General features: G+C 71.6%; 19 protein-coding genes and 1 pseudogene. 12 read left to right on the plus strand and 8 right to left on the minus strand.

The features are described 5' to 3' along the window. Window positions 1-90 precede the first annotated feature (90 nt). On the minus strand, window positions 91-1476 hold the full coding sequence (locus HUO13_RS18330) for an MFS transporter (RefSeq protein WP_211902517.1): 1386 nt from the start codon (window positions 1474-1476) through the stop codon (window positions 91-93). A gap of 234 nt (window positions 1477-1710) precedes the next feature. On the opposite strand from HUO13_RS18330, the gene HUO13_RS18335 reads away from it, so the two are divergent. Beyond that, window positions 1711-2211, plus strand: a complete 501-nt coding sequence (locus HUO13_RS18335; RefSeq protein WP_211902518.1) for a MarR family winged helix-turn-helix transcriptional regulator — start codon at window positions 1711-1713, stop codon at window positions 2209-2211. A gap of 30 nt (window positions 2212-2241) precedes the next feature. Here the strand turns inward: HUO13_RS18335 and HUO13_RS18340 are convergent, their stop codons facing one another. After that, window positions 2242-3012, minus strand: coding sequence for a thioesterase family protein (locus HUO13_RS18340; protein ID WP_211902519.1), 771 nt, complete (start codon window positions 3010-3012; stop codon window positions 2242-2244). Next, window positions 3009-4226: an MFS transporter gene (locus HUO13_RS18345; protein ID WP_211902520.1), complete on the minus strand. Its 1218-nt coding sequence runs from the start codon at window positions 4224-4226 to the stop codon at window positions 3009-3011. Before HUO13_RS18345 ends, HUO13_RS18340 begins: the two co-directional genes overlap by 4 nt. A gap of 413 nt (window positions 4227-4639) precedes the next feature. Between HUO13_RS18345 and HUO13_RS18350 the strand changes: the two genes are divergently transcribed. Continuing rightward, window positions 4640-5656 carry an ATP-binding cassette domain-containing protein gene (locus HUO13_RS18350; protein WP_211902521.1) on the plus strand — a complete coding sequence of 339 codons (1017 nt, stop codon included), beginning with the start codon at window positions 4640-4642 and terminating at the stop codon, window positions 5654-5656. A 175-nt stretch (window positions 5657-5831) separates the two neighbouring features. Continuing rightward, window positions 5832-7136: a flavin monoamine oxidase family protein gene (locus HUO13_RS18355; RefSeq protein WP_211902522.1), complete on the plus strand. Its 1305-nt coding sequence runs from the start codon at window positions 5832-5834 to the stop codon at window positions 7134-7136. Between the two features lie 129 nt (window positions 7137-7265). On the opposite strand, the gene HUO13_RS18360 is transcribed toward HUO13_RS18355, so the two are convergent. Next, window positions 7266-8087, minus strand: coding sequence for an alpha/beta fold hydrolase (locus HUO13_RS18360; protein ID WP_211902523.1), 822 nt, complete (start codon window positions 8085-8087; stop codon window positions 7266-7268). A gap of 593 nt (window positions 8088-8680) precedes the next feature. Between HUO13_RS18360 and HUO13_RS18365 the strand changes: the two genes are divergently transcribed. Next, window positions 8681-8833, plus strand: a complete 153-nt coding sequence (locus HUO13_RS18365; RefSeq protein WP_211903430.1) for a hypothetical protein — start codon at window positions 8681-8683, stop codon at window positions 8831-8833. Between the two features lie 16 nt (window positions 8834-8849). Here HUO13_RS18365 and HUO13_RS18370 read toward each other — a convergent pair whose 3' ends face one another. Beyond that, window positions 8850-9665 carry a helix-turn-helix transcriptional regulator gene (locus HUO13_RS18370; RefSeq protein ID WP_211902524.1) on the minus strand — a complete coding sequence of 272 codons (816 nt, stop codon included), beginning with the start codon at window positions 9663-9665 and terminating at the stop codon, window positions 8850-8852. Between the two features lie 759 nt (window positions 9666-10424). Here HUO13_RS18370 and HUO13_RS18375 point away from each other — a divergent pair. Continuing rightward, entirely contained in the window at window positions 10425-11111 is a 687-nt protein-coding gene (locus HUO13_RS18375; RefSeq protein ID WP_211902525.1) for an AfsR/SARP family transcriptional regulator, read from the plus strand. 42 nt (window positions 11112-11153) lie between these two features. Here the strand turns inward: HUO13_RS18375 and HUO13_RS18380 are convergent, their stop codons facing one another. Beyond that, the gene (locus HUO13_RS18380) at window positions 11154-11999 is read right to left on the minus strand and encodes an isocitrate lyase/PEP mutase family protein (RefSeq protein WP_211902526.1); all 846 of its coding nucleotides are present in this window, start codon (window positions 11997-11999) and stop codon (window positions 11154-11156) included. A 114-nt stretch (window positions 12000-12113) separates the two neighbouring features. After that, window positions 12114-13271: an IS701 family transposase gene (locus HUO13_RS18385; protein WP_211902527.1), complete on the minus strand. Its 1158-nt coding sequence runs from the start codon at window positions 13269-13271 to the stop codon at window positions 12114-12116. A gap of 600 nt (window positions 13272-13871) precedes the next feature. Here HUO13_RS18385 and helR point away from each other — a divergent pair. Further along, on the plus strand, window positions 13872-16079 hold the full coding sequence (helR, locus tag HUO13_RS18390; RefSeq protein ID WP_211902528.1) for an RNA polymerase recycling motor ATPase HelR: 2208 nt from the start codon (window positions 13872-13874) through the stop codon (window positions 16077-16079). Window positions 16080-16131: 52 nt separating this feature from the next. Here the strand turns inward: helR and HUO13_RS18395 are convergent, their stop codons facing one another. Then, a complete protein-coding gene (locus HUO13_RS18395) occupies window positions 16132-17460 on the minus strand; it encodes an MFS transporter (RefSeq protein ID WP_211902529.1) in 1329 nt (442 codons plus the stop codon). A gap of 200 nt (window positions 17461-17660) precedes the next feature. Between HUO13_RS18395 and HUO13_RS18400 the strand changes: the two genes are divergently transcribed. From HUO13_RS18400 to HUO13_RS18425, 6 genes and pseudogenes are all read left to right on the plus strand, one after another. Further along, the gene (locus HUO13_RS18400; protein WP_249124048.1) at window positions 17661-18950 is read left to right on the plus strand and encodes an IS110 family transposase; all 1290 of its coding nucleotides are present in this window, start codon (window positions 17661-17663) and stop codon (window positions 18948-18950) included. A gap of 441 nt (window positions 18951-19391) precedes the next feature. Next, the gene (gene rhaI, locus HUO13_RS18405) at window positions 19392-20555 is read left to right on the plus strand and encodes an L-rhamnose isomerase (protein WP_211902530.1); all 1164 of its coding nucleotides are present in this window, start codon (window positions 19392-19394) and stop codon (window positions 20553-20555) included. Between the two features lie 53 nt (window positions 20556-20608). Continuing rightward, window positions 20609-22669 (plus strand): bifunctional aldolase/short-chain dehydrogenase, encoded by a 2061-nt coding sequence (locus HUO13_RS18410; protein ID WP_211902531.1) that lies wholly within the window; start codon window positions 20609-20611, stop codon window positions 22667-22669. Window positions 22670-22687: 18 nt separating this feature from the next. Beyond that, window positions 22688-24145 carry a rhamnulokinase gene (locus HUO13_RS18415; protein WP_211902532.1) on the plus strand — a complete coding sequence of 486 codons (1458 nt, stop codon included), beginning with the start codon at window positions 22688-22690 and terminating at the stop codon, window positions 24143-24145. 18 nt (window positions 24146-24163) lie between these two features. Then, window positions 24164-25368 (plus strand): annotated as a pseudogene (gene dgoD / locus HUO13_RS18420) (galactonate dehydratase). Between the two features lie 73 nt (window positions 25369-25441). Next, window positions 25442-25759, plus strand: a complete 318-nt coding sequence (locus tag HUO13_RS18425; RefSeq protein WP_211902533.1) for a hypothetical protein — start codon at window positions 25442-25444, stop codon at window positions 25757-25759. Window positions 25760-25776: the final 17 nt, after the last annotated feature.

A 25776-nucleotide genomic window follows, 5' to 3' on the forward strand; every position in this document is an offset into this window, starting at 1 on the left:
ACGTTTCCGCCGTGAGCCGCGGCCGGTCGGCAGCTATGCGAGTCGCACACTAGAGCAGTACTACAGAAACAGTCAATGGTGGACCCGCTGCTACCGCGCGGATTCAGCCTGCCTGACCTCGGAGATCCCGGTCTGCTTGGGCGGAATCGCGGCCATCGCCACGAGTGCTCCGAGTGCCGCGAACACCGCGGCACCGACGAGTGCGGGTGTCTGCGGGTTGAATCCGGCCGCCGGCAGCGGCAGCAGGACCGCCACGCCCAGACCGCTGCCGATCCGCTGCGCGCTGTTGACCAGGCCGGAGGCGATCCCGGTGTCCTGGTCGGCAACGGACTCCACGGCGGGCACGGTGACCCCGGAGAAGCAGCACGACAGTCCGGCCGCGGCCACCACGCCGGCGGGCAGCACGTCCACGAAGTACGAGCCGCCGTCGTGCGGTGCCCTGGCGAGCACGAGCAGCGCGACCGCGAGCAGCCCGAGACCGGTCAGCAGCGTCGAGCGCGCGCCGAACCGGCTCATCAGCCGGGGCACCAGGGTCGCCGAGGAGGCCATGACGACCAGGCCGACCGGCAGCATCGCGGCGCCCGCGAGCAGCGGCTCGTACCGGAGGCTGTTCTGCAGGTAGAAGGAGAGCAGGAGGAACAGCGGGATGTGCGAGGCGCCGTAGAGCAGGCTGACCGTGGTCGTGGCCACCACGGTGCGGGTGAGCACCCGGCCCGGGACGAGCTTGTTGCTCGAACGCGCCTGGAGCGCGGTGAACAGCACGAGCAGCACCACGCCCCCCGCCGTCAGGCCGAGCGTGAGCGGGGCGGTCCACCCCGCGCTGGGCGCTTCGACGAAGGCGGCGCTGAGCACCAGGAGACCGCCGGTTCCCAGGAGCGCGCCGACGAAACCGGGGCGGGCGCCGGGGTCGGCGTCGAGGTGCGGCAGCAGCGCGGGACCCGCCAGCAGGACGGCGATCCCGATCGGCACGTTGATCAGGAAGACCCATTCCCAGCCCAGCGCCTGGGTGATGAGGCCGCCGAGCGCGGCACCCGAGGAAGCTCCGCCCGCGCGCATCGCTCCCCAGATCCCGAAAGCCCTGGAGCGCTCGCGCTCGTCCTGGAAGACCGCGACGATCAGCGCGGTCGTCGCGGGCACCAGCAGCGCCGCGCCGAGGCCCTGCACCGCGCGGCTGGCGATCAGCAGCGCGCCGCTGGTGGCCAGTCCGGCACCGAGCGAGGCGGCGGTGAAGATCGCGAAGCCGAGCAGGAACACGCGTTTGCGCCCGAAGAAGTCGGCGATGCGGCCGCCGACGAGCAGCAGGCCGCCGAAGATGACCTGGTAGGAGTCGACGACCAGCGACACCTCGCCCGCGCCGAGGTCGAGATCGGTGCGCATCGTGGGCAGGGCGACGTTGACGATCGCGATGTCGAGGAACACCACGAACTCGGCGGCCACGACCAGGGTCAGCGCCCACCACCGCAGCGATGGATTCATTTTTCCTCCTGAACAGTTAGGCAGCACAATAATAGGGTTTGCCATCTAGTTGGCAAGCGTGTGCCGACTTCCGGTGCTCGCGCTGTCGCCCGCTGGCGCCGTCTTCATGCTCTGCGGCACCGAAAGACACGGGCTGCGGTGCCTGGTTCCCGCCCCGTCGCGGGCGCTGAGATTCGTTCAGCGGGCGAACTGTGTTGTCTAGTAGTCGTTGGCGCAGGTCGGCTATAGTGCGGTGTGGCCAAGAACAGTGAACGGGACCGGGACGCCGCGCCGCCCTGGATCGCCGACAACATCGGATTCCTGCTGGCCAAGGCAGGCACCCTGTCGACCGAGCTGTTCCGCTCGCGCCTGGAGCGCCTCGACGTCCGGCCGCGCCACTACTCGGTACTGAGCGTGCTGCACCTGCATCCCGAGCAGTGCACCCAGCAGTTCCTCGCCGGTTGCCTCGAGGTCGAGCCGAGCTCGGTGGTCTCCGTCGTCGACGACCTGGAGGACCGCGGACTGGTCGAGCGGCGCCGGGATCCCGGCGACCGGCGGCGCAACGTGCTGGTGGTGACCGAGCGCGGCGAGGAGCTGATCGCCGACGCCCAGGAGATCGCCGCGGAGCTGGAGCAGGACCTCATGGCCGGTGTGCCTGAGCGGCGGCGCCGCGAGCTCCGCACCCTGCTGATCAACGTGCTGGGCAACGCGTCCAGGGCGGAGCAGGCCGAGGTGGAGGCGGGCTCGGCAGGCTGACCCATGCCGGCTTCGCACGGGCCCAGCCGGTCACACCGGAACCAGCACGGTGCTCTGGCGCACCGACCCAACCCTGCCGTGCTCGTCGTGGACGATGCCTTCGGCGACCGGGGCGCCGGACAGCCGCACGAGCGGGTGCGCCGCGATGCCGATCCACCCCGGCCGGGGCGAACGTTCCAGGTGCACCGTGCTGTCCACGTTGAGCGCGGCGCGGTCGTCGGTTCCGATGCCACCGCTGAGCCCGGTGAGCAGGTCCGACGCCGCGAGCACCCCGCAGACCGGCGTGCTGCCGGCGACCAGGGGCGTGCGTGGCCGGACCCAGGCCACCGCGGCCAGCCCGTCCGGTGGGTCCGGGTCGAAGCGGATTTCCAGGTGTTCGTCGTTGAACGACGGCCATGCCGCGTGCTCGCGGTGCGGAAGGCACTTCTCCGGCGGTGTGAGCGGTGGTGACGACTCGGCGGTGCGGTCGTCGGTCTGGTCGCGGACGGCGAACAGCGCCGCGGCGCGGGCCACTGGCGTGCCGGCGCACAGCGTCGCGTCGGCCACCGAGTAGCGCCGCCCGTCGCGCAGGAGGTGCGTGCGTGCGGTCAGGGGTTCGAGCGGGACCGGGCGCAGCAGGTCGACGGTCACGCGGACGAGCTCGCCCCGCGAGTCCGCCGCGACCGCGCCGAGCAGGTGCCCGAGCAGCGCGTTGACCGCACCTCCGTGCACCCGGTCCGGCGACCACGGTCCGGCCGCCGTTTCCGCAGCCTGCCAGCTCTCGCCGGCCGGACCGGGCGACCACGCAGGAGCGGCGCTCACCGGGCGTCCTCGGCGGCCCGCACCGCGACCGAAGCCCGCCGCAGGCCGACCGCGCAGCCGCCCGCCAGCACCAGCTCCAGCGCCAGGACGGGCCACGCGGCACCGAGCCCGCCCGCCGCGTCGGCGACCGCGCCGACCAGCGGCGGGCTCACCACGAAACCGGAGAAGAATGCCAGCGACGCCAGCGCCGACGCGTGGGTGACCTGCCCGTACGAGCGGTCACGCACGACCGCGAGCATGCACACGGCGTTGGCGGCGACCGCTGTCGACCCGATCCCGATGCTGCCGATCCAGGCGGGCAGCAGCCCGAACCAGCCGCTGGCCCACACCGCGCCGACGAACACCGCCGCGGCCAGCGCGAGCCCGAGCAGGAGCCCGTGCGGCTCGGCGAGCTTGCCCGCCAGGGAGGTCCAGCCGATCCGGGCGACGATGCCCGCGATGCCGAAGCCGGCGATCATCAGCGCGGCCTGCTGCTCGCCGGTCGCGAGCTGTTCGGTGGCGTACAGCGGCAGGAACGTGGTGAACGCGGCGAGCCCGGCGCCCAGGAACAGCTGGTAGAGCATCAGCCAGCTCAGCTTCGCGTTGGGGCGGACCAGCTTCGACCACCCCGCCGCCAGCGGTGCCGGCTGCTCACCGGGGATGACCGACCAGGAGACCGCCAGCGCGACCAGGGAGACCGGGATCACCAGCGCCAGCGCGCCCCGCCACCCCAGCAGGACGGCGGCGGTGGGCAGCGCGGCACCGGCGACCAGCGCGGCCAGCTGCACCCCGGACTGCTTGGCACCCACCACCGAGCCCCGGCGTTCGGGCGGGACGTGCAGCGCGATGACCTTGTTGGTGGCAGGGTTGGCCAGCGCCTGGGCGAGTCCGCACAGCGCCACGCCTGCCACCAGCATCGCGAAGCTCGTGCTCACCGAGATCAGCCCGAAGGAGAGCGCCACGACGCCGAACAGCGCGATCGTGGCCCTGCGGGCGCCGATCCGGCCGACTCCCTGGCCGGCCCACAGCGACAGGACGGCCGCCACGGCGAAGCACACCGCCGTCAGCGAGCCCAGCGTCGAGCGGCTGATCCGCAGGTCGGAGACGAGCACGGGGCCCAGCACCCCGATGGCGTAGAGCAGCAGCATCGGCAGCGCCATCGCCAGGGTGAGGATGAAGATCATCGGACCGGTCGCGCGCGGAGGTCCGCCCCGGCCCCCTTCGTGTGTGGTCATGCCCGTCCTCGTCTCGCGGCGGCGGGAGTGTTGGAGGTGGCCGGGAGGCGGCTGCCGCCGACACCGGACTGTAGCCATGGTCTAGGGCGGTGGTCTAGTTCGCGGTGCGGCCGTCCGGTGGGTGGGCCGGTCCGCGGACGGCCTCGCGCCACCGTGGCGCCGATGCGATGCCCGCCCGTGGTGGATGTTCACTTCGATCGACTGTCCGTGGCATATTCAGAAAGCATCAGATCGATAACAGCACGATAGGACGTATATGGCTAGAGTATCGCTCTGAAGTAGTACTCACATCCGCTGGGATTTTTCCGGGCGCGGGCTCGCGGGTTCCCGTGCGGTGTGGTGGTCACCTGCCCCGCCGGTGCAGGAGCGGGTCCTCCTCGCGTCCGGTGTGCGGCCTTTCCGGGGGAGTTGCTGTGCTCGCGGTCGAGAACCTCTGCAAGACCCATCCGCACCGGGCGGTGCCCGTCCTCGATGGGGTCGACCTGCGGGTCCCGCCCGCTACGATCTGCGGCGTGGTCGGGCCCGCGGGTTCGGGCAAGACCTCGCTGCTGCGCTGCCTGGCCGGGCTCGACGCGACCGACTCCGGCCGCGTCACCGTCTCCGGTCGTCCGGTGGCGCTGCGGCGTGGCGGCCGAAGACGCACTGCGCGCAGACCTGTCGGCTTCGTGCCGGAAAGCGAAGCGCTGCTGCACGAGTGCACGGTGGCGGGAAACGTCGCCCGGCCGTTCGAGCTGGCGGGTTTCGACCGCGTCGCGCGGCAGGTGCGGGTGGCCGAACTGCTCGAGCTGACCGGCCTGCGGGCGGAGTCGCACGCGAGCCTGTTCCAGTTGCGCCCGGAGCAACTGCGCCGGTTGCAGGTCGCACAGGTGCTCGCCGCGGGGGCGTCGGTGCTGGTGCTCGACGACGCCGACGAGCACGTGGGCTCCGGCGGCGGGGGCGCGCTGGCGACCGTGCTGGACCGGGTCCGCGGCGAGCTCGGGCTCACCGTGGTGCTGGCCACCGACGATTCGGAGGTGGTCCGCCGCCTCTGCGACGACGTCGTGGTGCTCGACGGCGGGCGGGTGCTGGAGAGCGGGCCGGTGCTCGAACTGCTGGGCAGGCGGCGCAGCCGGACCGCGGAGCTGCTGCTGGACCCGGTCGCGGGTCCCGTCGTCGCGGGGCCGCCGCATTCCGGACTGCCGGGCGATGCGTGTCTCGTGGACGTCGTGCTCGTCGGGTACGCGGCCGTGGGCTCGCTCCTCCCGCTGGCGGTCAGCCGGTTCGGCATCGCGATGACCTACCTCGGCGGTGGTGTCGTCCCGGTTGCGGGCACCCTCGTCGGGCGGTTCCGGGTGTCGATCTCCGGAGCCGGTACCGGCCGCGCGCTGGACTGGCTGGCCTCGCAGCGCTGCGCGGTGTGGGAGGTCGAAGACCCCGCCATGGCCGCCTGAGAACCTGCTGGCAGGAAGCTGATCCAGTTCAAATGACTAGACCATGGCACTAAAGCAGAACTACAGTGAATGCGACTTGTTGAGGCGGTTGCCATCCGCCGCGCCGGGCCCGTTCGCGGCTCCCGTTCGCGGGGCGGAACGGGCGCCGCCACGATCCGTGGGGAGGCGGTGGACGATGGCCGACGTCGTCGATGTCGTCGTCGTGGGCGCCGGACTGGCCGGTCTGAGCGCCGCGTGGAACCTGGAGCAGGCCGGGCTGACGACGTTGACCGTCGAGGCGTCCGACGAGGTGGGCGGGCACACCCGATCGCGCGTCGTGGACGGGGAGGTCGTGGAGCTCGGCGCGGAGAACTTCGGTCCGCACCACCACCACGTGCGCGGGCTGGCACGTCAGCTCGGATTGACCGTGCGGCCGTCGGCCTTCCACGGCGTGGCGCCGGTGATGTGGCGGACCGGTGGCGGTGCGCGGGTGTCGCGCGTACCGGGGATCCGCCCGTCGGAGGCGCCGGCGGCGTTGCGCGCGCTGCGCGAGCTGAAGCGCATGGCAGTCGGCGTCTCTCCGATCGCACCTTGGACGGCCGCCCGCGCGGCGGAGCTCGACGAGCAGTCCTGGTCCTCCTGGCTGGACCGGATGCACGTCCACGGCCACGCCCGCGACCTCCTCGACTCGGGGTTCGCCAGCTTCTCCACCGTGCCCGCCGACCGGCTTTCGCTACTGCAAGTGGTGTGGTGGGTGCACCGCGCCGGAGGCATCCTGCCGACGCTGCGCGATGGTCTCTCGCTGCAGATCGCGGAGGGCACGCAGCAGCTGTCGATCCGGTTGCGGGAGCGGCTGCGCGGCCAGGTGGTGCTGGGCACGCCGGTGAACCGGGTCGTCCAGGACGGCGAGAAGGTCGCGGTGCACGCCGACCCGCACCAGTGCTGGGAGGCCCGTGCGGCGGTGGTCGCGGTGCCGGTGTCGAAGGCGGGTTCGCTGGAGTTCGACCCGCCTCTGGACCCGCAGCAGCAGGCACTCTACGGCGCGCTGCGCTTCGGACGGGCCACGAAGCTGATCGCCGTGAGCAAGGAGCCGGTGAAGGTCAAGCACCGGGTGGTGATCGGCGGAGCGCCGCTTCCCGCGGCGTGGCTGCGGGGCCGCCGGGTGGCCACCGGGTTCGCCACGGGAGAGTCCGCCGACCTCGACGTCCAGGTGCTCTTCGAGGATCTGGCGGACGTCTTCGAGCTGACGAAGCCGCGCCTGTACACCGAGGCGAAGCGGTGGGCGGCCGACCCGCTGTCGGAGGGCAGCTACCTGGCGTTCGCGCCGGGGCAGCTCACCGCGCACGGCCCGCACCTCAAACGCCCGCACGGCTTGGTCCACTTCGCCGGGGCCGACCGCAGCAGCTGGCACCCGGACCTGGAGGGGGCCATCGAGAACGGCTACCAGGTGGCCGACGCGCTGGTGCGCAGGCTCGCCAAACCCGCTCAGCCGGTCATCTGACGCCACGCGTCCCGTCAGGCCGTCGTTTTCCCGGTTGCCATGGCGACCGGGAAACTCGCTCGGCGCCGGTGTGGCCGCCCGCATCGCATGGCGGTGGCCACCGGTGCCTCTCCGAGGAAGCCGCGGGGGTCAGCCTTCGGCGGGGGCGGTCGCCTCGCCGGTGACGATGGCGGCGTACTCCCGCGGGTGCGTGTTCTGCGGCGCGTGCCCGCAGCCGTGCAGCGTCCGCTTCCGGGCGCCGGGGATGGCGTCGGCCAGCAGGTCGATGATCGGCCGGTACCAGGGCAGCCCGTGATCACCGCGGGTCAGCAGCACGGGCGTGCTGATCTCGGCGAAGTGCTCGGCGCGCAGCGTGGGTGGCTCCGGGTCGGCCATCCGGGCCAGCCACACCGGCCCGTGCGTGGTGAAGGTGCTCCTGCGCCGGGCATCGAGCTCGCCGTCCCAGGTGCCGGGGCCGAACCCGACCTCGTCGATGAACATCCGCGCGGCCACCTCCCGCTCGCCCGCGCCGAGCAGCTCGGCGACCTTTGCCGCGCGCTCGCGCACGTCGTCGAACTCGGCGTTGTGCGGGGTGTCCGCCAGCATTCCGAACAGCGGTGGCTCGTGCACCGTCACCCCGCGGCACAGCCGCGGATGCCGTGCGGCCAGCAGCAGCGCGACCGTGGCGCCGTAGGAATGCCCCACGACGTGGGCGGGCGCGTGGCCGAGATCCCAGAGCAGCCGGGCGAGGTCCTCGACGTCCTCGCTCAGTGCTCCGGCGGCGGTGCCGCCGTCGCTGCGGCCGTGGCCGCGCCGGTCGTAGCGCAGGACGTGCAGCCGCGAGGAGAGCAGGGGCACCAGCGGGTCCCAGCCGGAGCGGTCGTCCCACGAACCGTGCACGAGCACTACCGGCTGACCACTGCCGGCGAGTTCGTAGTGGAGCCTTCGGCCTGCGATGGCGATGTGGGACATGGCGTGGCCTCTTCTGTCGGGTAGCCGACCGCGCGCTGCGGTGGAACGAACGGCAAGTGACCGGCCGGCGTCTCCTGTGGAAGCAACACTCTAGAGCTGGACATCAGCAGAGCAGGTCACGAAAAGGACTTTTTTGGGTCATGCGTTGGCCAATTCCGTGTCCTGTGCTGTTTTTCGGTGGTTCGGGGAAGTTCGGGGGACAGCCCGGCACCTCAGCCGCCGACGCAGGGCCCCGGAAACGCGATGCGGCAACAAGCTGTCAACGGCGTCGCGCGGCGGCTGAACCGTTGCAAGATTCGACCGGCCACATCGAGTCCGGCGCAGGAGCGAGCGCTCGTCCGAGCCGGGAACCGGTCTGGCGGCCGTTCGCCGCCGGTGCGGGGTCGACGCCGCCCTCGCCCATCGCGCCCGCACCACCGGAAAACCGGGCGCGTCGGCGGGGCCGCGCGAGCCCGGCTCAACCACCAAGGTCCGGACCGGTCAGACCAAGAGCGGAAGATGACTGTCACAGATTCGCACCTCGCCGCCGTGCTCGACGCCGAGTCAGTGGCGGCGCGCACCGGGAACCGGGCAGGCTCACGCTCATCACGCGGATGGGCGCGCAGCGGGTGCGCGCCGAGCAGTCGGTCCGGGTCATCGCCGGCGCCGCGCCGCCCTGGGCCAGGCGCTTCCGGCTGCCGGAGCCGCCGTTGACCAGGCCGCTCATGGCCGAGAAGCGGATCCTGACCTTCGAGGCGCCCGGGTGAGCGCACGCCGCAGGCGTCAGCGTCCGGGTGGTGCGGCGCCCGGTCCGGGGGTGCTGGAACCGAACTGCTCCGGCTCGATCAGTCCCAGCGCTGCCGCCAGCACCCCGGCCTGGAACCGCGACTTCGCCTTGAGGCGCGCCATCAGGTGGGCGATGTGCCTGCGGTAGGTGCGGACCGAGAGGTTGAGCTTGCGCGCGGCGGTTTCGTCGGTGTAGCCGGCCCCCAGCAGGCGCAGCACCTGCCGGGTGACCGACTCGTCGTCCCAGTCGATGTCCATGTCCCGCAGCGCATCGATCCCGAACGCGTGCGTCCACGTCGTGTCGTGCAGCACCTGCAACGCCCGCACGACCGCGGGGTCGTGGACGACCGCGAGCTGGACGCGCCCGTGCTCCCCGGCCGAGCCCAGCAGGCAGGTCCGCCCGTCCACGATCGTCATGACGGGCAGCTCACCGGAGGACATCCGGACCCGCGCGCCGGAACCGGCCAGGCCGCGCAGGCCTGCCACGTCGGTGCCCGCGCCGGTGCCGACCAGCAGACGCATCGCCGCGCCGCGTTCGAGCAGCTCGGTCTGCAGGTGGTGGAACAGCTGGGACTCGCCGGACGCCGGCCATCCGGGGCAGCTCGTCCGCACCGAGACCGCGCGATGCCCGGCCTGGTGGATCAGTTTGGCGACCACCAGCTCCGGCGACTCCGGCGGTCCGACCCGCGCGGCGGCGGGGGTGCGGTGGTCCTCGTGCAGGGCGACGGCGATCTCGGCCATCTTCTCGGCGTGGTGCAACAGCTCGCCCAGGGTGGGTCTGCGCCGCGTCCGCGGCTGTTCCAGTGTGCTCACGGTTCTAACCCCCATGCGTTCGGAACGTGTTCGTGCCGGACCCCCGTCCGCGGTGCGGTGCGCCGACCGGTGGACGGCCGAGCGGCGCGGGCATCGGAAGGCTTCGGGCAACGCGTGCGATCCGGCCGCGATGCACCAGGAATGCAGCGGAAATGCATCACACGTGCGTCGTTGCGGACTCACGCCATTGCCTTCCGGCCGCGGGAGTTGGCGCCGCTCATTGTCACCGCACCACCTAATGCGAATCTAAAATGGCTCTTATGCGGCGGAATGGTGCCGTGCGACGTCTGGTGTCCGGCCGCGCAGCGAAGCGCGGAAGCGTGTCGTTACCCGAATTGGGAGTATTTGTTGTGAAGCCGGACACCGGGGTGTGCGGCGCCCGTTCGGCGGTGCCGCGCCGGTGATCGGTCCGTTTCCCCCGCAGGCTCCGATCCGTGCCACTGCAACGACTTCCGATGCGCCGTCCTGGCGGGTGGCGGTCGCGGGAACCACGGCGCGTGGAATGTCGTTGTCCGGCTGAGCTGATTCGTGGCGGTGCTGAACCAGACGGCGCCAACGGCTGCTCCGAACGCTCGCGGCTGTTGCGCTTGCATGATTGGAGGTGGTACATAATCGAACTCTGCAAGGAGTCCGGTCGCGCGGGTGTCGGTGGCGGCCAACTATCGCTTGTCCTGGGGGTCAGGAAGTTTGCGGTACAAAATGCTAGGACCGTTGCGGGTCGTGGACCAGGGAGGTGATGTCCCGGTCAATTCGCGGCACGTGGAATTGGTGCTGGCGGCCTTGCTGTTCCGGGCGAACCAGGTGGTCCCGGTCGACCAGCTCGTCACCGAGATCTGGGGCGACGACCCGCCCCGGCGGGCCGTCGACGGGCTCTACGTGTACGTGTCGCAGCTGCGCAAGTTCCTCGGCGGGTTCGGCCAGGAGCGCAGACCGATCACCACCAGGTCGCCCGGCTACGTGCTGCACGTCGGTCCCGGCGCCCTCGACGTGCACGCCTTCCAGCGGCTGATGGACAAGGGCCGGGTGTGCATGCGGATGCAGCGCTACGAGGAGGCGTCGACGTCCTTCCAGTCCGCGCTGTCGCTGTGGCGCGGGCCGGTGCTCGGAGAGGTGCGGGGCGGGCCGATCATCAGCAGGTACTCGACCTGGCTGGAGGAGGCGCGGCTGGAGTGCCTCGAAGCGGTGGTCTCCACCGGGATCGCTCTCGGCCGCCACCAGGAGCTGGTCGGGCTGCTGCGGATGCTGATCGCCGAGCACCCGCTGCACGAGGAGTTCTACCGGCAGCTCATGATCACCCTCTACCAGCGCGGACGCCGGGCCGACGCGCTGCGCGTCTACAACGACGCGCGGGAGACCCTGACCCGCGAGCTGGGGCTGGAACCCAACCGGGGACTTCAGGATCTGCAGCGCTCGATCCTCGTCGGGGACGGCGAACTGGCCTCATGAGCGCCCGGTCGCCTGCACTCGCCGGCGACCGGACCACGAGGCTCAGCCGGCCGATTCGCGCACGCTTTCCGACAGGCTCCGCAGCTCGCCGCGGAGCCAGTTCTCGGCCGCCCGGAACAGCCCGGGGCCCAGCGACACGCGGCTCACACCGAGCTCGGCGAGTGTCGACAGCGCGGGTCCGTCCGGTTCGTGCAGCACGTTGACCGGACCGTCGAGTCCCGCCACCAGCCTGCCGATGGTGCCGGGATCGCCGGCCATGATGGGGAAGACGCAGTCGGCACCGGCGGCGAGGTAGGCCCGGCCGCGTTCGAGGGCTTCGCCGACCAGCTCGGACCGCGGGCGGGAATCGCCGGTGAGCGCGGCGCGGAGGAACACGTCGACCCGCGCGTTGATCACCAGCGGGACCCCGGCCTCGTCGGCGGCCGCGCGCACCTCGGCCAGCCGTGCTGCGTGGGAGCCGGGATCGGCCAGCCCGCCGGTGCGGTGGTCGGTGTCCTCCAGGTTGCACCCCGCCGCGCCCGCCGACAGCAGCCGGGCGACCAGCTCCGCCGCGGGCAGCCCGTAGCCGGACTCGCAATCCACCGTCACCGGAACCGACACCGTCCGTGAGACGCGCCTCGCGGCCGCGAACATCTCCGCTGCCGGAGCGCCCTCGCCGTCGTCGAAGCCCAGTGACTCGGCCACCGCGTGGCTGGTGGTCGCCACCGCGGGGAATCCAGCCTCCTCGACCAGCCTCGCGGTCACCGCGTCCCAGGCGTTGGGCAGGACCAGCGGGCGCTTCGGGACGTGCAGGTCGCGGAGGACGGCGGCGTCGGCGGCGAGCTTCTGGCGGGCGTCGTCCCCGAGCGATGCGGGAACGTTCTGATGACCGTGCTCCTCGACCGGCATGATCGCGAGTATAGGGAGGCCACCCGGCCGCGACGCCCCGCTCTGCACCCGCGCAAGCTGGTGCGATCCGCGCTGGTGGACCGTCCCGGTGAACGTGGCCGATGGTGACGCGGTTCACGACGCGCAGGTGAGCGCACTCCTGTCGCGGTCGTCCAGCGCGGTGGCCGCGTGCGCCATCGACGACAGCGTCGCGTGCCGGTGCCAGCCGTCGAACGACTGACCGGCGAAGTCCATGATGCCGACCTGCTCGGTGATGCCGGTGAAGTCCGACTCCACCCGGCGCAGCAGCCGGCTCAGCCGCAGCAGTTCCGAGGGCGCCAGGTCGACGAGATCGGTCAGCCACAGCTCGCCCGCCCACGGTGCGCCGACCTCGCCGACGGCGAGCAGCAGGAGGTCGTCGCGCTGGAAGCGCCCGGCGCCACCGGGCATCCTGACCCGCACACCGGCGGCCAGCGTGGTGCCCGCGGCGGGCCGGCGCCTGGCCTTGGCCGCGTTGGCGATGTGCTTTGCCGGCCGCGGCTCCGCGCCGCGCGGGCCCGCGGTCGGGTCGGTGACCACCAGCGGGAGTGATCCGGCGATCCGGGTGAGGGAGGGCGTTCCGGTCATCTGCAGCGCCCGCGTCATGGCGAACGGGTCGGTGTCGCGCCCGTCGGAGATCACCGGCAGTCTCGGGAGCCCACCGCGGCACATCGCGGTCAGGTAGGCCGCGATGGTGCAGTCGCCGAGCGTCTCCGGTTCGATCTCCCGCGGGATCGCGGCACGCGCGCGCCGGGCGGCGTCGGAGAGCCACCGCTCGGAGAGGCGCAGCCGCCATTCCACGGGATCGCACCGGACCTCGGAGGCGGCCCAGACGCCGACCGCCTGCTGGGCGTTGAGCACGCGGCCCGCGCTGGGGAAGAACCGCCGTTCGACGCCGACCGAATGGCGCCCGGTCTTCGGGATCACCACCGGTCGCACGACCCACGCCCGCGGTGGGCGGGTGCGGACGACGTGGCGGGCCAAGGCATGGCGCACCGGTGCCCAGTCCCAGGTCGAACTGCTGACGAAGTGGTGCAGCCCCTGCTCGGAAGCGCTGCCGCCGGTCGCCGCCGCGATGTTGCGGATCGACTTGCGGCCCGACGCCGAGAGCAGCCCGCGCACGTACTGGACGCCCTTGCTGCGCTGGTCGCTGCGCGGCAGCGGCGCGAACAGGGACTCGCAGAGCTCGGTGAGCACCGCCTCCCGCGGCATCGGGGACGCGGACCTCGGCAGCGGGGCACCCATGTGCGGCATCGGGTTCCAATCGGTCGTTCCGGTACCAGGTCGGTCGTCACCGGCGGCGCCGATGTGGGCGGGGCCGCCGCGGCCGAGCGTGGTCGCTGCCGTGGTGTGGGCGCGGCCCGGCTCGGTGGTGCCGCCGACTCCGCACAAGGTAGGTGGGTGCCCGAGGCCGGAACGCGGATTTGACAGCTAGTTGCCGGAGTCGGGAGCAGCGCGTTCGAAACAGGCGACGCTCGGTCCGGTACTTGCCAGGAGTGCTGTAACAGCTCCGCAGGCGCGAGAGAGGCCGGAGCACCACCGCTGGAACGTCTGTCCACTTTCGATGAGCGCGGGTGTGCTTGACCGCGGAGCGGGCGGCGGCAGGCGATGCCGAAGGGGGAGTGCGTACTCCCCGCCACTCTCAACATATAGCGCACCGGGGGGCTTGCGGCAAGACCCGGGGTATGCCGCAGAATCGCCAGCCGAAGCCGGGACCTGCGAAAACGGGAGTCGCGCAGGGCGTGTGCCGTCAGCCGGGGAACTGTCGGCGTGAACACGCGAGAACGTCCAACCGGGGGAAAGTGCCGGACTGGACGACGACGAAGATCGGTAACAAGCCGCAGTGAGGGGAATGTGTCAACCCAGGAGTACGAAGACGAACTGCGCTCCGAGCGCGGCTACGTGGCCGGGCTCTACGCGCGGCTCGACGCCGAGCGGGCGCGGGTGAAGGGTGAGTACGACGCGGCGTTGCGGGGGAACGGTGGGACACCCGTGGAACGGGATGTCGAGGTGCGCGCCCTGGCCAGGGAGGCGAAGCGGCTGGACGTGGCCGACAACGGGCTGTGCTTCGGCCGGCTGGACAGCCTCTCCGGCGAACGGCGCTACGTCGGCCGGATCGGCCTTTTCGACGAGGAGAACGAGTACGAACCGGTTCTGCTCGACTGGCGGGCGCCGGCGGCCCGCGCGTTCTACGTCGCCACCGCGGTGTCCCCGGAGGACATGCGCCGGCGCCGCCAGTTCCACACCCGCGGGCGGCAGGTGGCCGACTTCACCGACGAGGTGTTCGGCCGCCCCGGCGGTGCCGACCGAGGGGACGCGGCCCTGCTCGCGGCGGTCAGCGCGCCGCGCGGTGAGGGGATGCGCGACATCGTGGCGACGATCCAGGCCGAGCAGGACCGGATCATCCGGCTCGACCACCCGGGTGTGCTGGTGATCGAGGGCGGCCCCGGCACCGGGAAGACCGTGGTGGCGCTGCACCGCGTCGCGTACCTGCTCTACACCCAGCGGGAGCGGATGCAACGCCACGGCGTGCTCGTGGTCGGCCCCAATCCGGCGTTCCTGAACCACATCGGCCGTGTTCTGCCGTCGCTGGGGGAGTCCGACGTGGTGTTCATGACCACCGGCGACTTCGTGCCCGGTCTGCGCGTCGCCGCCGACGACACCCCGGAGGCCGCGCGCGTCAAGGGTTCGCTGAAGATCCTGGACGTGCTCGCGGCGGCGGTCGCCGATCGGCAGCGGCTGCCGGAGGAGCCGGTGCCGATCGAGCTGGGCGACGTCACGGTGCGGATCGACGCCGAGACCGCGGAGTGGGCAAGGGAGGAGGCGCGCGCGAGCGGGCTACCGCACAACGAGGCCCGCGCGGTGTTCACCGAGATCGTCACGTATGTGCTCACCGAACGGGCGATCAGCCGGATCGGCCGGGGCTGGCTGTCCCGGTCGGACCGCCAAGCGCGGGAGCAGATGCGGGCGGACCTGCTCGCGGAGTTGGCGGGCAACGACAGGTTCACCGCCGCGCTCGACGAGCTCTGGCCGATGCTGACACCGGAAACGCTGCTGGCGTCGCTGTACACGTCGCCGGAACGGTTGCGGGCGGCAGGCGCCGACCAAGCGCTGTCGCGTGCCGATGGCGACGCCTGGACGGTCTCGGACGTGCCGTTGCTCGACGAGCTGGTCGACCTGCTGGGCCGCGACAAGGCGGCTGAGAAGTCCGCCGAGCTGGCCGCCGAGCGGGAGCGGAAGGCCGAGGCGGAGTACGCCGCCGGCGTGATGGACATCCTCGTCGACCGCCAGGACTCGATGGACGACGAGGACCACCTCTTCGCCACGGACCTGCTCTACGCCGAGGACCTCGCGGACCGCTTCGTCGAGCAGGACACCCGCGAGCTCGCCGAGCGAGCCGCCGCGGACCGGGACTGGACCTACCGGCACGTCGTGGTCGACGAGGCCCAGGAACTGTCCGAAATGGACTGGCGGGTGCTGATGCGGCGCTGTCCGAACCGCTCATTCACGGTGGTGGGCGATCTCGCCCAACGCCGGTCGACGGCCGGTGCGACATCGTGGGGCGCGATGCTGGAGCCGTACGTGCCCGGCCGCTGGGTCTACCGCTCGCTGTCGGTGAACTACCGCACTCCTGCGGAGATCATGACCGTCGCCGCCGCGTTGCTCGCCGAGTTCGCACCCGGGGTCCAGCCGCCGGAGTCGGTCCGCTCGTGCGGGGTCCGGCCGTGGTCCAGGCAGGTCACCGAGGACGAGCTGCCTGCTGTCATCGAGGAGTTCGCGCGGGACGAAGCCGATCGCGAAGGCACCAGCGTCGTGATCGGGCCACCGGGTGTGCCGGGCGCGGTGGCGGCGTCGGACACGAAGGGCCTGGAGTTCGACGCCGTCCTGGTCGTGGAACCGGAGCGGATCCTCGCCGACGGCCCGCGCGGGGCGGCCGAGCTATACGTCGCCCTCACCCGCGCGACCCAGCGGCTCGGTGTCCTGCACCACGGCCCGTTGCCGCGGGCTCTGGCCGGTCTCGCCGAAGCCGGCTCACCTGCCCAGGCCGGGAATCGGCGGTAGGCATGGTGAACTGAGCCGAGGCAGGGGTGAGGTCGACCCCACCCCTGCCTCCTCAGTCGGCGGCCGGCGCCGCCCGTGGTGATGCGGTGTCGGCGCTCCACCCGTGCCGCGCCTCGATCTCCTCCAGGGAGAGCCCTTCGGTCCTCGGGCCGAAGAGGGTGCCGATGAGACCGGAGACCACGAGGAAACCGGCGAGGATGAGTGCCAGGTTGTGGAACCCGGTGGCGCTGACGGCCGGTACGAACAGGCTCCAGAAGCCCAGGCCGATGCGCACCACGGCGAACATGAGGCCCTGCGCGGTGCTGCGCAGCCTGGTGGGGAACAGCTCGCCCGACCAGAGTTGGAAGAAGTGCTGCGCGCCGAACCCGCCGCCGACGCCGATGGCGACCATGTAGCCGAGCGCCACCGACGAGCTCAGCGGGAGGAAGGCGAGCAGCAGCACGCCGGCCAGCTGCACCAGGCTCGACACCGCGAACATCACCCGCCGGTTCACGCGGTCGTTGAGCGGCATGAACACCAGCGCGGTGAACGCGGCCACCAGCAGGAAGTAGAGGCACTGCAGACCGACGCTCGCGGCCTCGCTCTGGTCGCCGATCGCGGCGAGCAGGTACGGGGTGTAGAAGCCGTTGGTGCCCGCGAAGAGGTTCCAGATGCCGTACATGCCGGTGAGCACCAGCACCGCGGTCAGCCCGCGACCGGACAGCAGCAGGCGCAGCGCCCGCAGGGGGTGCGAAGTGCCCGCCGTGGCGCGAGATTCCCGCTCCCAGCGGGCGGATTCGCCGACGCCGTGGCGCATCCACCACGTCACCAGCGCGACAAGGAACAGGTGCGCGAACAGCAGCCGGACACCGAGCATCCCCAGCGGTTGCAGGAGGAGCCCGAGCAGCAGCGTCACGACCGGGCCCAGCGACCACAGGACCTGTGCCAGCCCGCCGAGCCTGCCGCGGCGCCGCGCGGGCGAGAACTCGGTGATCAGGCTCCACGACGCCGGGATGTCGGCGCCCACGGCCAGGCCGACCAGGACGTAGCCGGTGAAGACCATCCAGACGTCGGCGGCGAAGACGATGAGCAGGGTGCCGAACATGTACAGCAGCAGGTCGTAGGCGTAGATCTTCTTGCGCCCGTAGCGGTCGCAAATGTATCCGCCGACCAGCGCGCCGACGCCGGCGGAGATCGCGTTGGGGCTCAACGCCCCCAGCAGGCCGATCGTGCTGTCGGAGAGCCCGTAGTGCGACACCCAGGAGCCGAGAGCGACGGAACCGGCCACGATCGACCCGGCGTCGATGTAGCCGGCCATCGCGGCAACGAACGACCACCTCCACTGCTGCGCGGGTGGCGCGGTCTGGTCCGGATGGACGGCGTTGTCAGACGATCCGGTCACTAGTGCACCCTCTTCCGTGCGAGCTCTTGGATGGAGCTTGTGGTAGGAACTAGGCGGAAGTCGGGGTGACGGCCTGGTTTGGTCGCCCTTCGAGGGCTTGCATGACACTGCCGCCCCCGGCTTCCCTGGAACCGTGAAGCGATGACAAAGGGATGCGCCGTAGAGCGCCGGTTAGTGACCACTCTGCTGTCGGTTCCCTCGTGTCCGTCTGGTGCCTGCCCTGGATTGTGATCAGGAAGGCGGCATCGTTGTTGTCGCAGCACGATGGGCCGTTGTTCTTCGTCGGGATTGACTGGGCCGCGGTCGAACACGCTGTGTGTGTGCTGGACCGGGACGGCCGCAGGGTCGTCGCGTTCACCATCGATCACACCGCCGCCGGGTTCGCTCGGCTGGCCGCCCGGTTGGGCAAGCTCGGCCGGCCCGAGCAGATGCCGATCGCGATCGAGCGCCCGGACGGGCGGCTGGTGGATGCGCTGCTGGAGGCAGGGCATCCGGTGCTGCCGGTCAAACCCAACGCGATCAAGGCGTGGCGTGAAGCCGAGGTGCTTTCCGGCGCCAAGAGCGACCCTGGTGATGCCGCGGTGATCGCGGACTACCTGCGGGTGCGCATCCACCGGCTGCGTCCCGCCGCGCCGTTGTCGGGTCACACCAAGGGATTGCGCGCCGTGGTCCGTACCCGAGCCGACCTGGTCGAGGCCCGGGTGGCTGCGACCAACCAGCTGGCCGCGCTGTTGCAGGCCTACTGGCCCGGAGCCGAGGCGATCTTTGCCAACGTCGCCTCGGCGATCGCGCTGGCGTTTTTGACCCGGTACCCAACGGCCGCGTCCGCGGCCAGGCTGACCGACAAGCGGCTGGCCGCGTTCTGCGCCGAACAGGGCTACTCGGGCAAGAAGCCCGCTGCGGTGCTGCTGGCCCGCCTGCGTGCCGCTCCGGCCGGCGTGACCGAGCCCGACCTCTGTGCCGGGGTGCGGGACGCCGTGCTGGCCCAAGTCACCCTTCTGACCACACTCAATACCGCGATCAAGGACCTCGACCGCTGCATCGCCGAGAAGATGAAGACCCACCCCGACGGGGAAATCTTCCGGTCCTTCCCCCGTGCCGGCACCATCAACGCAGCCCAGATCCTGGCCGAGTGGGGCGACGCCCGCGCCGCGTTCGGCCATCCCGACGCGATCGCCGCACTGGCCGGGATCACCCCGGTCACCAAGGCATCCGGCAAACAACGCAGCGTGTCGTTTCGCTGGGCCTGCAACAAACGCCTGCGTCTGGCGATCACCACCTTCGCCGCGAACAGTCGCTTTGCCAGCCCCTGGGCCGCCGACATCTACAACCGGGCCCGCGCCTCGGGCAAGGACCACCCCCACGCCACCCGCATCCTCGCGCGAGCCTGGGTCAGGGTGATGTGGCGCTGCTGGCAAAACAACACGCCCTACGACCCGACCCTGCACCGAGCCACCCAACACCAGGTCGAACAACAGACCGCAGCCTGACTTCGATCTTGAGGTTGACACAAGGGGTGTCATGCGGTGTCCTTCGCTCGGCTATCGGCGGGGGAGCGGCTCCGGTCGCGGCGGTGGCGCCGCCGCGGTGGGTCTGCCACCGAAGACGGTATCGGCCACGTGTGTGAAACGATTTATAGCCTTGGAAAGGTAGACGTGCGGGAGCTGATCGTCAACCCGCTCCGGCTTCGATCTTGGGCCGATTCAACACGGGAAGGCGTTCGAATCAACGGCGCCGTGGGCTGTATGGGTGGCTGACTCTTCGCATTCGGGCGTATGTCGGCCTTCGCGTTGACGCTCGCAATGCCGCCGGGCTAGCCTGCCCTGCATTAAACGTTTCAAGCATCTGTCCGCGGTCCGTCCGCCGAGTCGCCGGAGGTGTCGGTGCGGCCGCAGGCGGTCCTGGGAAAGCGTTGTCTGGAGCCAGCACGAATGTCCGCATCTCCCGCCGTGAAGGCGGCGTTGAAGTCGCTGAGGATCGAGACGCCGTCGTGGGCCTACGGCAATTCCGGTACCAGGTTCAAGGTCTTCGCGCAGGAAGGGGTGCCGCGCGACGCGTTCGAGAAGGTCGAGGACGCCGCCCAGGTGCACGCCCACACCGGAGTGGCGCCGAGCGTCGCGCTGCACATCCCGTGGGACCGCGTCGACGACTACTCCGAGCTGCGCGCGTACGCGGGCGATCTCGGGATCGAGCTCGGCGCGGTCAACCCGAACGTCTTCCAGGAGGACGACTACCGGCTCGGCAGCGTGTGCAACCCGGACCCCGCGGTGCGGGCGAAGGCCCTGGCACACCTGCTGGAGTGCGTCGAGATCATGGCGGCAACCGGATCCCGCACGCTGAGCCTGTGGTTCGCCGACGGGTTGAACTACCCGGGCCAGGACTCGATTCCCGCGCGGCAGGACCGGCTCGCCGAGGCGCTGGCGGCGGTGCGCGACCGGCTCGGGCCGGGGCGGCGGATGTTGCTGGAGTACAAGCTCTTCGAGCCCGCCTTCTACGCCACCGACGTGCCCGACTGGGGCACCGCCTACGCCCACTGCGCAGCGCTCGGCGACAGCGCGCAGGTCCTGGTCGACACCGGCCACCACGCCCCGGGCACCAACATCGAGTTCATCGTGGCGTTCCTGCTGGGCAGGGGAAAGCTCGGCGGGTTCCACTTCAACAGCCGCTTCTACGCCGACGACGACCTGATGGCCGGTGCCGCCGACCCGTTCCAGCTCTTCCGGATCATGCACGAGATCGTGCGGGCAGGCGCGCTGGAGGACGCCGGTGTCGCGTTCATGCTCGACCAGTGCCACAACATCGAGCCGAAGGTCCCGGCGATGATCCGCTCGGTGCTCAACGTGCAGGAAGCGACCGCCAAGGCGTTGCTGGTCGACGCCGGCGCCCTGTCGCGGGCGCAGCGCGAGGGTGACGTGCTCACCGCCAACGCGGTGCTGATGGACGCCTACAACACCGACGTGCGCCCGCTGCTGGCGGAGGTCCGCACCGACATGGGCCTGGACCCGGACCCGGTGGCGGCCTACCACCGCAGCGGATACGGCAAGCGGATCGCCGCCGAGCGGGTCGGCGGGGCGCAGGCGGGATGGGGCGCGTGAACGAGGAAGCGGAGCGCGGCGGCCGGGATCACGCGGCGCGTGGAAAGGCGGACATGACTGGAAACCCGGACGTCACAACCGGCAACCGCGACGTCGCGAGCCTGCTCGGGCGCGCCCACCGGTTGGGCGCGGACCGCAGGAACACCAACTACGCCGGTGGCAACGTCTCGGCCAAGGGCGCGGTCGCGGACCCGGTGACGGGCGCGCAGGAGACCGTGATGTGGGTCAAGGGCTCCGGCGGTGACCTCTCCACCCTCACCGAGGACGGGCTGGCGGTGCTGCGCGTGGAGCGCCTGCGCGCACTGGCGGATGTCTACCCGGGCGTGGAGCGCGAGGACGAGATGGTCGGCCTGCTCGACCACTGCCTGCACGGCAAGGGTGGCGCGGCGCCCTCCATCGACACCGCGATGCACGGCCTGCTCGACGCGGGCCACGTCGACCACCTGCACCCCGACTCCGGCATCGCGCTGGCGACCGCCGTCGACGGCCCGGAGCTGACCCGGGAGTGCTTCGGCGACGCGGTGGTGTGGGTTCCCTGGCGGCGTCCGGGTTTCCAGCTCGGCGCCGACATCGCCGAGGTGCGGCGCGCCCACCCGCGGGCGGTCGGGGTCATCCTCGGCGGGCACGGGATCACCGCGTGGGGAGCGACGAGCCAGGAGTGCGAGCGCAACTCGCTGTGGATCATCCGCACCGCGGAGCGGTTCCTGGGCGAACGTGGCAGAGCCGAGCCGTTCGGACCGGTTCTGGAGGGGTGTGGACCGCTGCCCACGGCGCAACGGCACTCGCGCGCGGCAGAGCTGGCGCCCGTGATCCGCGGTCTGGCCTCCACCGACCGCCGCCAGGTCGGCGACTACTGCGACGACGAACAGGTGCTGGATTTCCTTTCCCGCGCCGAGCACCGCAGGCTGGCCGCGCTCGGCACGTCGTGCCCGGACCACTTCCTGCGCACCAAGATCCGTCCCCTGGTGCTCGACCTGCCGCCCGCGACACCGCTCGAAGAGGTCGTCGAGCGGTTGAAGGAGCTGCACGCGGACTACAGGCGGGAGTACCGGGCGTACTACGAGCGCTACGCCACGGAGGACACACCGGCGATGCGCGGAGCGGACCCGGCGATCGTGCTGGTGCCGGGTGTCGGGATGTTCTCTTTCGGCGCCGACCACCAGACCGCGCGCGTGGCGGGGGAGTTCTACCGCAACGCCATCGAGGTGATGCGCGGTGCGGAGGCGGTGTCGCGCTACCGGCCGATCGACGAGGCCGAGAAGTTCCGCATCGAGTACTGGGCGCTGGAGGAGGCCAAGCTGCGGCGCCGCCCCGGGCCCCGGCCGCTGACTGGCCGGATCGCGCTGGTCACCGGTGCGGGCTCGGGCATCGGGAAGGCGACCGCCGGGCGGCTGGTGGCCGAGGGCGCCTGCGCCGTGCTGGCCGACATCGACGCCGAGGCGGCGGCAGCGGCGGCGGCCGAGCTCGGCGGGCCCGGCCGTGCGGTGCCGGTGCGCGCCGACGTCACCGACCAGGAGGAGGTCGCCGAGGCATTCTCGGTGGCGGCGCGGACCTTCGGCGGCGTGGACCTGGTGGTCAACAACGCCGGGCTCTCGCTGTCCAAACCTCTGCTGGAGACCACTGTCGCGGACTGGGACCGCCAGCACGACGTGATGGCCCGGGGTTCCTTCCTGGTCGCGCGGGAGGCCGCGCGGGTGCTCATCGCGCAGGGCATCGGCGGCGACATCGTCTACATCGCCAGCAAGAACGGGGTCTTCGCAGGCCCGAACAACCTCGCCTACGGCGCGGCGAAGGCGAACCAGGCGCACCAGGTTCGGCTGCTGGCGGCCGAGCTCGGCACCCACGGCATCAGGGTCAACGGGATCAACCCCGACGGCGTCGTGCGCGGGTCGGGCATCTTCGGCGGCGGGTGGGGCGCCCAGCGCGCGGCGCTGTACGGGGTCGAGGAGGAGAAGCTGGGCGAGTTCTACGCGCGGCGGACGCTGCTGAAGCGGGAAGTCCTGCCCGAACACGTCGCCAACGCCGTTTTCGCGCTGGTCGCGGGCGACCTGTCGCACACGACCGGAACGCACGTGCCGGTGGATGCCGGGGTTCCCGCGGCGTTCCTGCGCTGACGCGCGGAAGGGGTCGTTGTGGAGAGGACTTTCGCGGCGGTCGACCTCGGTGCCTCCAGCGGCCGGGTGATCGTCGGCCGGTTCGGGGCCGGGGAGCTCGACCTGCACGAGGTGCACAGGTTCGCCAACAACCCGGTCCGGCTGGCCGACGGTCTGCACTGGGACGTGCTGGGCCTGTACCGCGAAGTGCTCTGCGGGCTTCGTCTCGCGCAGCCGCACGCACCCGTCTCGGTGGGAATCGACGGCTGGGCGGTCGACTTCGGCCTGCTGGACGGTGACGGCGCGCTGCTCGGCAACCCGTTCCACTACCGGGACGAGCGCGGGGTGCGCGGCGTCGAGCTGGTGCGGACTTGCGTCGACGACGCCGAGCACTACCGGATCTGCGGGCTGCAACGCCTGCCGATCAACACCGTCTACCAGCTCGCGGCCGCCGCGCGCACCGCCCACTGGGACCGCGCCGAGACGCTGCTGCTGGTACCGGACCTGCTCGTCTACTGGCTCACCGGCGCGGTCGGGGCCGAGGTCACCAACGCCTCCACGACCGGACTGTTCGACGCCACCAGCCGATCGTGGTCCAGGCCGCTGCTGGACCGGCTCGGCCTGCCGTCCCGCCTGTTCCCCGCGCTGCGCGCGCCGGGCGAACCGGCGGGAAACGTGCGGGACAGGGTGGCGAGCGAGGCGGGCATCGCAGGTGGGCTGCCGGTGACCGCGGTGGCCTCGCACGACACCGCCTCGGCGGTGGCGGCCGTCCCGGCCACCGCGGACCGGTTCGCCTACGTCTCCTGCGGAACCTGGTCGCTGGCGGGCCTGGAACTGGACCGGCCGGTGCTCACCGAGGAGTCCCGCGCGGCGAACTTCACCAACGAGCTCGGCGTCGACGGCACGGTCCGGTATCTGCGCAACACCATGGGGCTGTGGCTGCTGCACGAGTGCGTCCGCAGCTGGCAGCGGCAGGGCCGTGCCGTGGACGAACCGGCACTGCTGGCACAGGCCGCCGGGGCCGCCCCGTTCGCGGCGCTGGTCGACGCGACCGACGCCGCCTTGATCGCGCCCGCCGACATGCCCTCGGCGATCGCCGCGCAGTGCGCGCGAACCGGACAGCACCCACCCGCCGACCCGGCCGCGGTGACGCGGTGCGTGCTGGAAAGCCTCGCTCTGGCCCACCGCGCCACCCTGCGCGAAGCGGCGCGGCTCAGCGGACGCGGCTTCGACGTCGTCCACCTGGTCGGCGGCGGCAGCCGGATCGAGCTGCTGTGCCAGCTCACAGCCGACGCCTGCGGCGTGCCGGTCGTCGCCGGCCCCACCGAGGCGACGGCGCTGGGCAACCTGCTCGTGCAGGCGCGGGCGAGCGGATCCGTGGCCGACCTCGCCGCCGGCAGGTGCCTGGTCGCCCGGACGCAGCGGCTCCGCCGCTACCGGCCGGGTGGTGACCCGGGAAAGTGGGAGTCCGCTGCGGCACGGGTAGGACTGCGATGAGGGCGCGAGCGGTGCCCGATGCGATCCCGCGCGCATAGGATTCCGCCCGTCCGTGTGCGACGTCGGGAGGGGAGCACCGGTGAAGATCACATCCCTGCGCACCTACCTGGTCCCACCGCGGTGGTGCTTCCTGCGGGTCGACACCGAAAGGGCGTCACGGGCTGGGGAGAACCGGTGGTCGAGGGGCGGGCGCACACGGTGGCCGCGGCGGTCGGCGAGCTCGCCGACTACCTGGTGGGCGAGGACCCGCTGCGCATCGAGGACCACTGGCAGCGGCTCACCAAGGGCGGGTTCTACCGGGGCGGTCCGGTGCTCTCCAGCGCCGTCGCCGGGATCGACCAGGCGTTGTGGGACATCGCGGGCAAGGCGCTGGGCGTGCCGGTCCACCAGCTGCTCGGCGGGCACGTCCGCGACCGCGTCCGCGTCTACAGCTGGATCGGAGGCGACGAACCGTCCGGCCTGGCGGAGTCGGCGCTGGAGCGCAAGGCCGCGGGGTTCACCGCGATCAAGATGAACGGCTCGGCGCGGATGCTCCCCATCGACACCCCCGCGGCGGTGCGGGGAGTCGTCGACCGGCTGGCCGGGGTGCGCGAGGCGGTGGGCGAGGACTTCGACATCGCGGTCGACTTCCACGGACGGTTGTCGGCGGCCATGTCGCGGCGGGTTCTGCCGCTGCTGGAGCCGCACCTGCCGTTCTTCGTCGAGGAACCGCTGGTCCCGGAGATGAGCGAGCACATCGGGGCCGTCGCCGCCGCGACGAGCATCCGATCGCCACCGGCGAGCGGCTGTACTCCCGGTGGGAATTCAAACGCGTGCTGGACAAGGGGATCGCCGTCGCGCAACCGGACCTCTCGCACGCCGGGGGCATCTCGGAGGGGCGGCGGATCGCGTCGATGGCCGAGGCCCACGACGTCTCGGTCGCACCGCACTGCCCGCTGGGGCCGATCGCGCTGGCGGCCAGCCTGCAACTGGGCTTCGCGACCTCGAACCTGCTGATCCAGGAACAGAGCCTCGGCATCCACTACAACCGCGGCTCGGCCCTGCTTGACTACCTCGTCGACCGGTCGGTCTTCCGCTACCACGACGGGCACGTCGAGCGGTTGACCGCGCCGGGCCTGGGCATCGAGGTCGACGAGAAGGCGGTCGAGCGAGCGGCGGAGTTGGGGCACCGCTGGCGCAACCCGGTCTGGCGCCACGACGACGGGTCGCTCGCGGAGTGGTGAGGTCGTCGGAGAACCCGAAGCGCGTTGATCGGAGCCGCCGACCGGCCCATCGCAAGAGCGGGAGTGGGGTGCGGTGTTGCGAGGGGTGCTGATCAACCTGTGCCTGGCCGCGATCGCGATCGTCTTCGCGCTCGGTGGAGGGGCGGTCACCTGGTTCGCGCTGGCCGAGATCGTCCACTACACGCCGACCTGCACGCCCTCGCCGGGTGTGTCCTGCCGGTATTACGTCAATGGCAGGGACTCCGGTCCCGCCACCGTCGCGGAGCAGTGGTTCCACTTCACGTTCGACACGGTCCTCCTGCTCGGGATCGGCGTGGCCGCACTGGGATCGGGCCTGGTGTTGATCGTGGCGCTGGCCAGGGACCTCACGAGAGTCCTGATGCGCCGTTGATCGGAGCCGCCGACAAA

Origin of the sequence: Saccharopolyspora erythraea (genome assembly GCF_018141105.1) — a bacterium.
Lineage (GTDB): Bacteria > Actinomycetota > Actinomycetes > Mycobacteriales > Pseudonocardiaceae > Saccharopolyspora_D > Saccharopolyspora_D erythraea_A.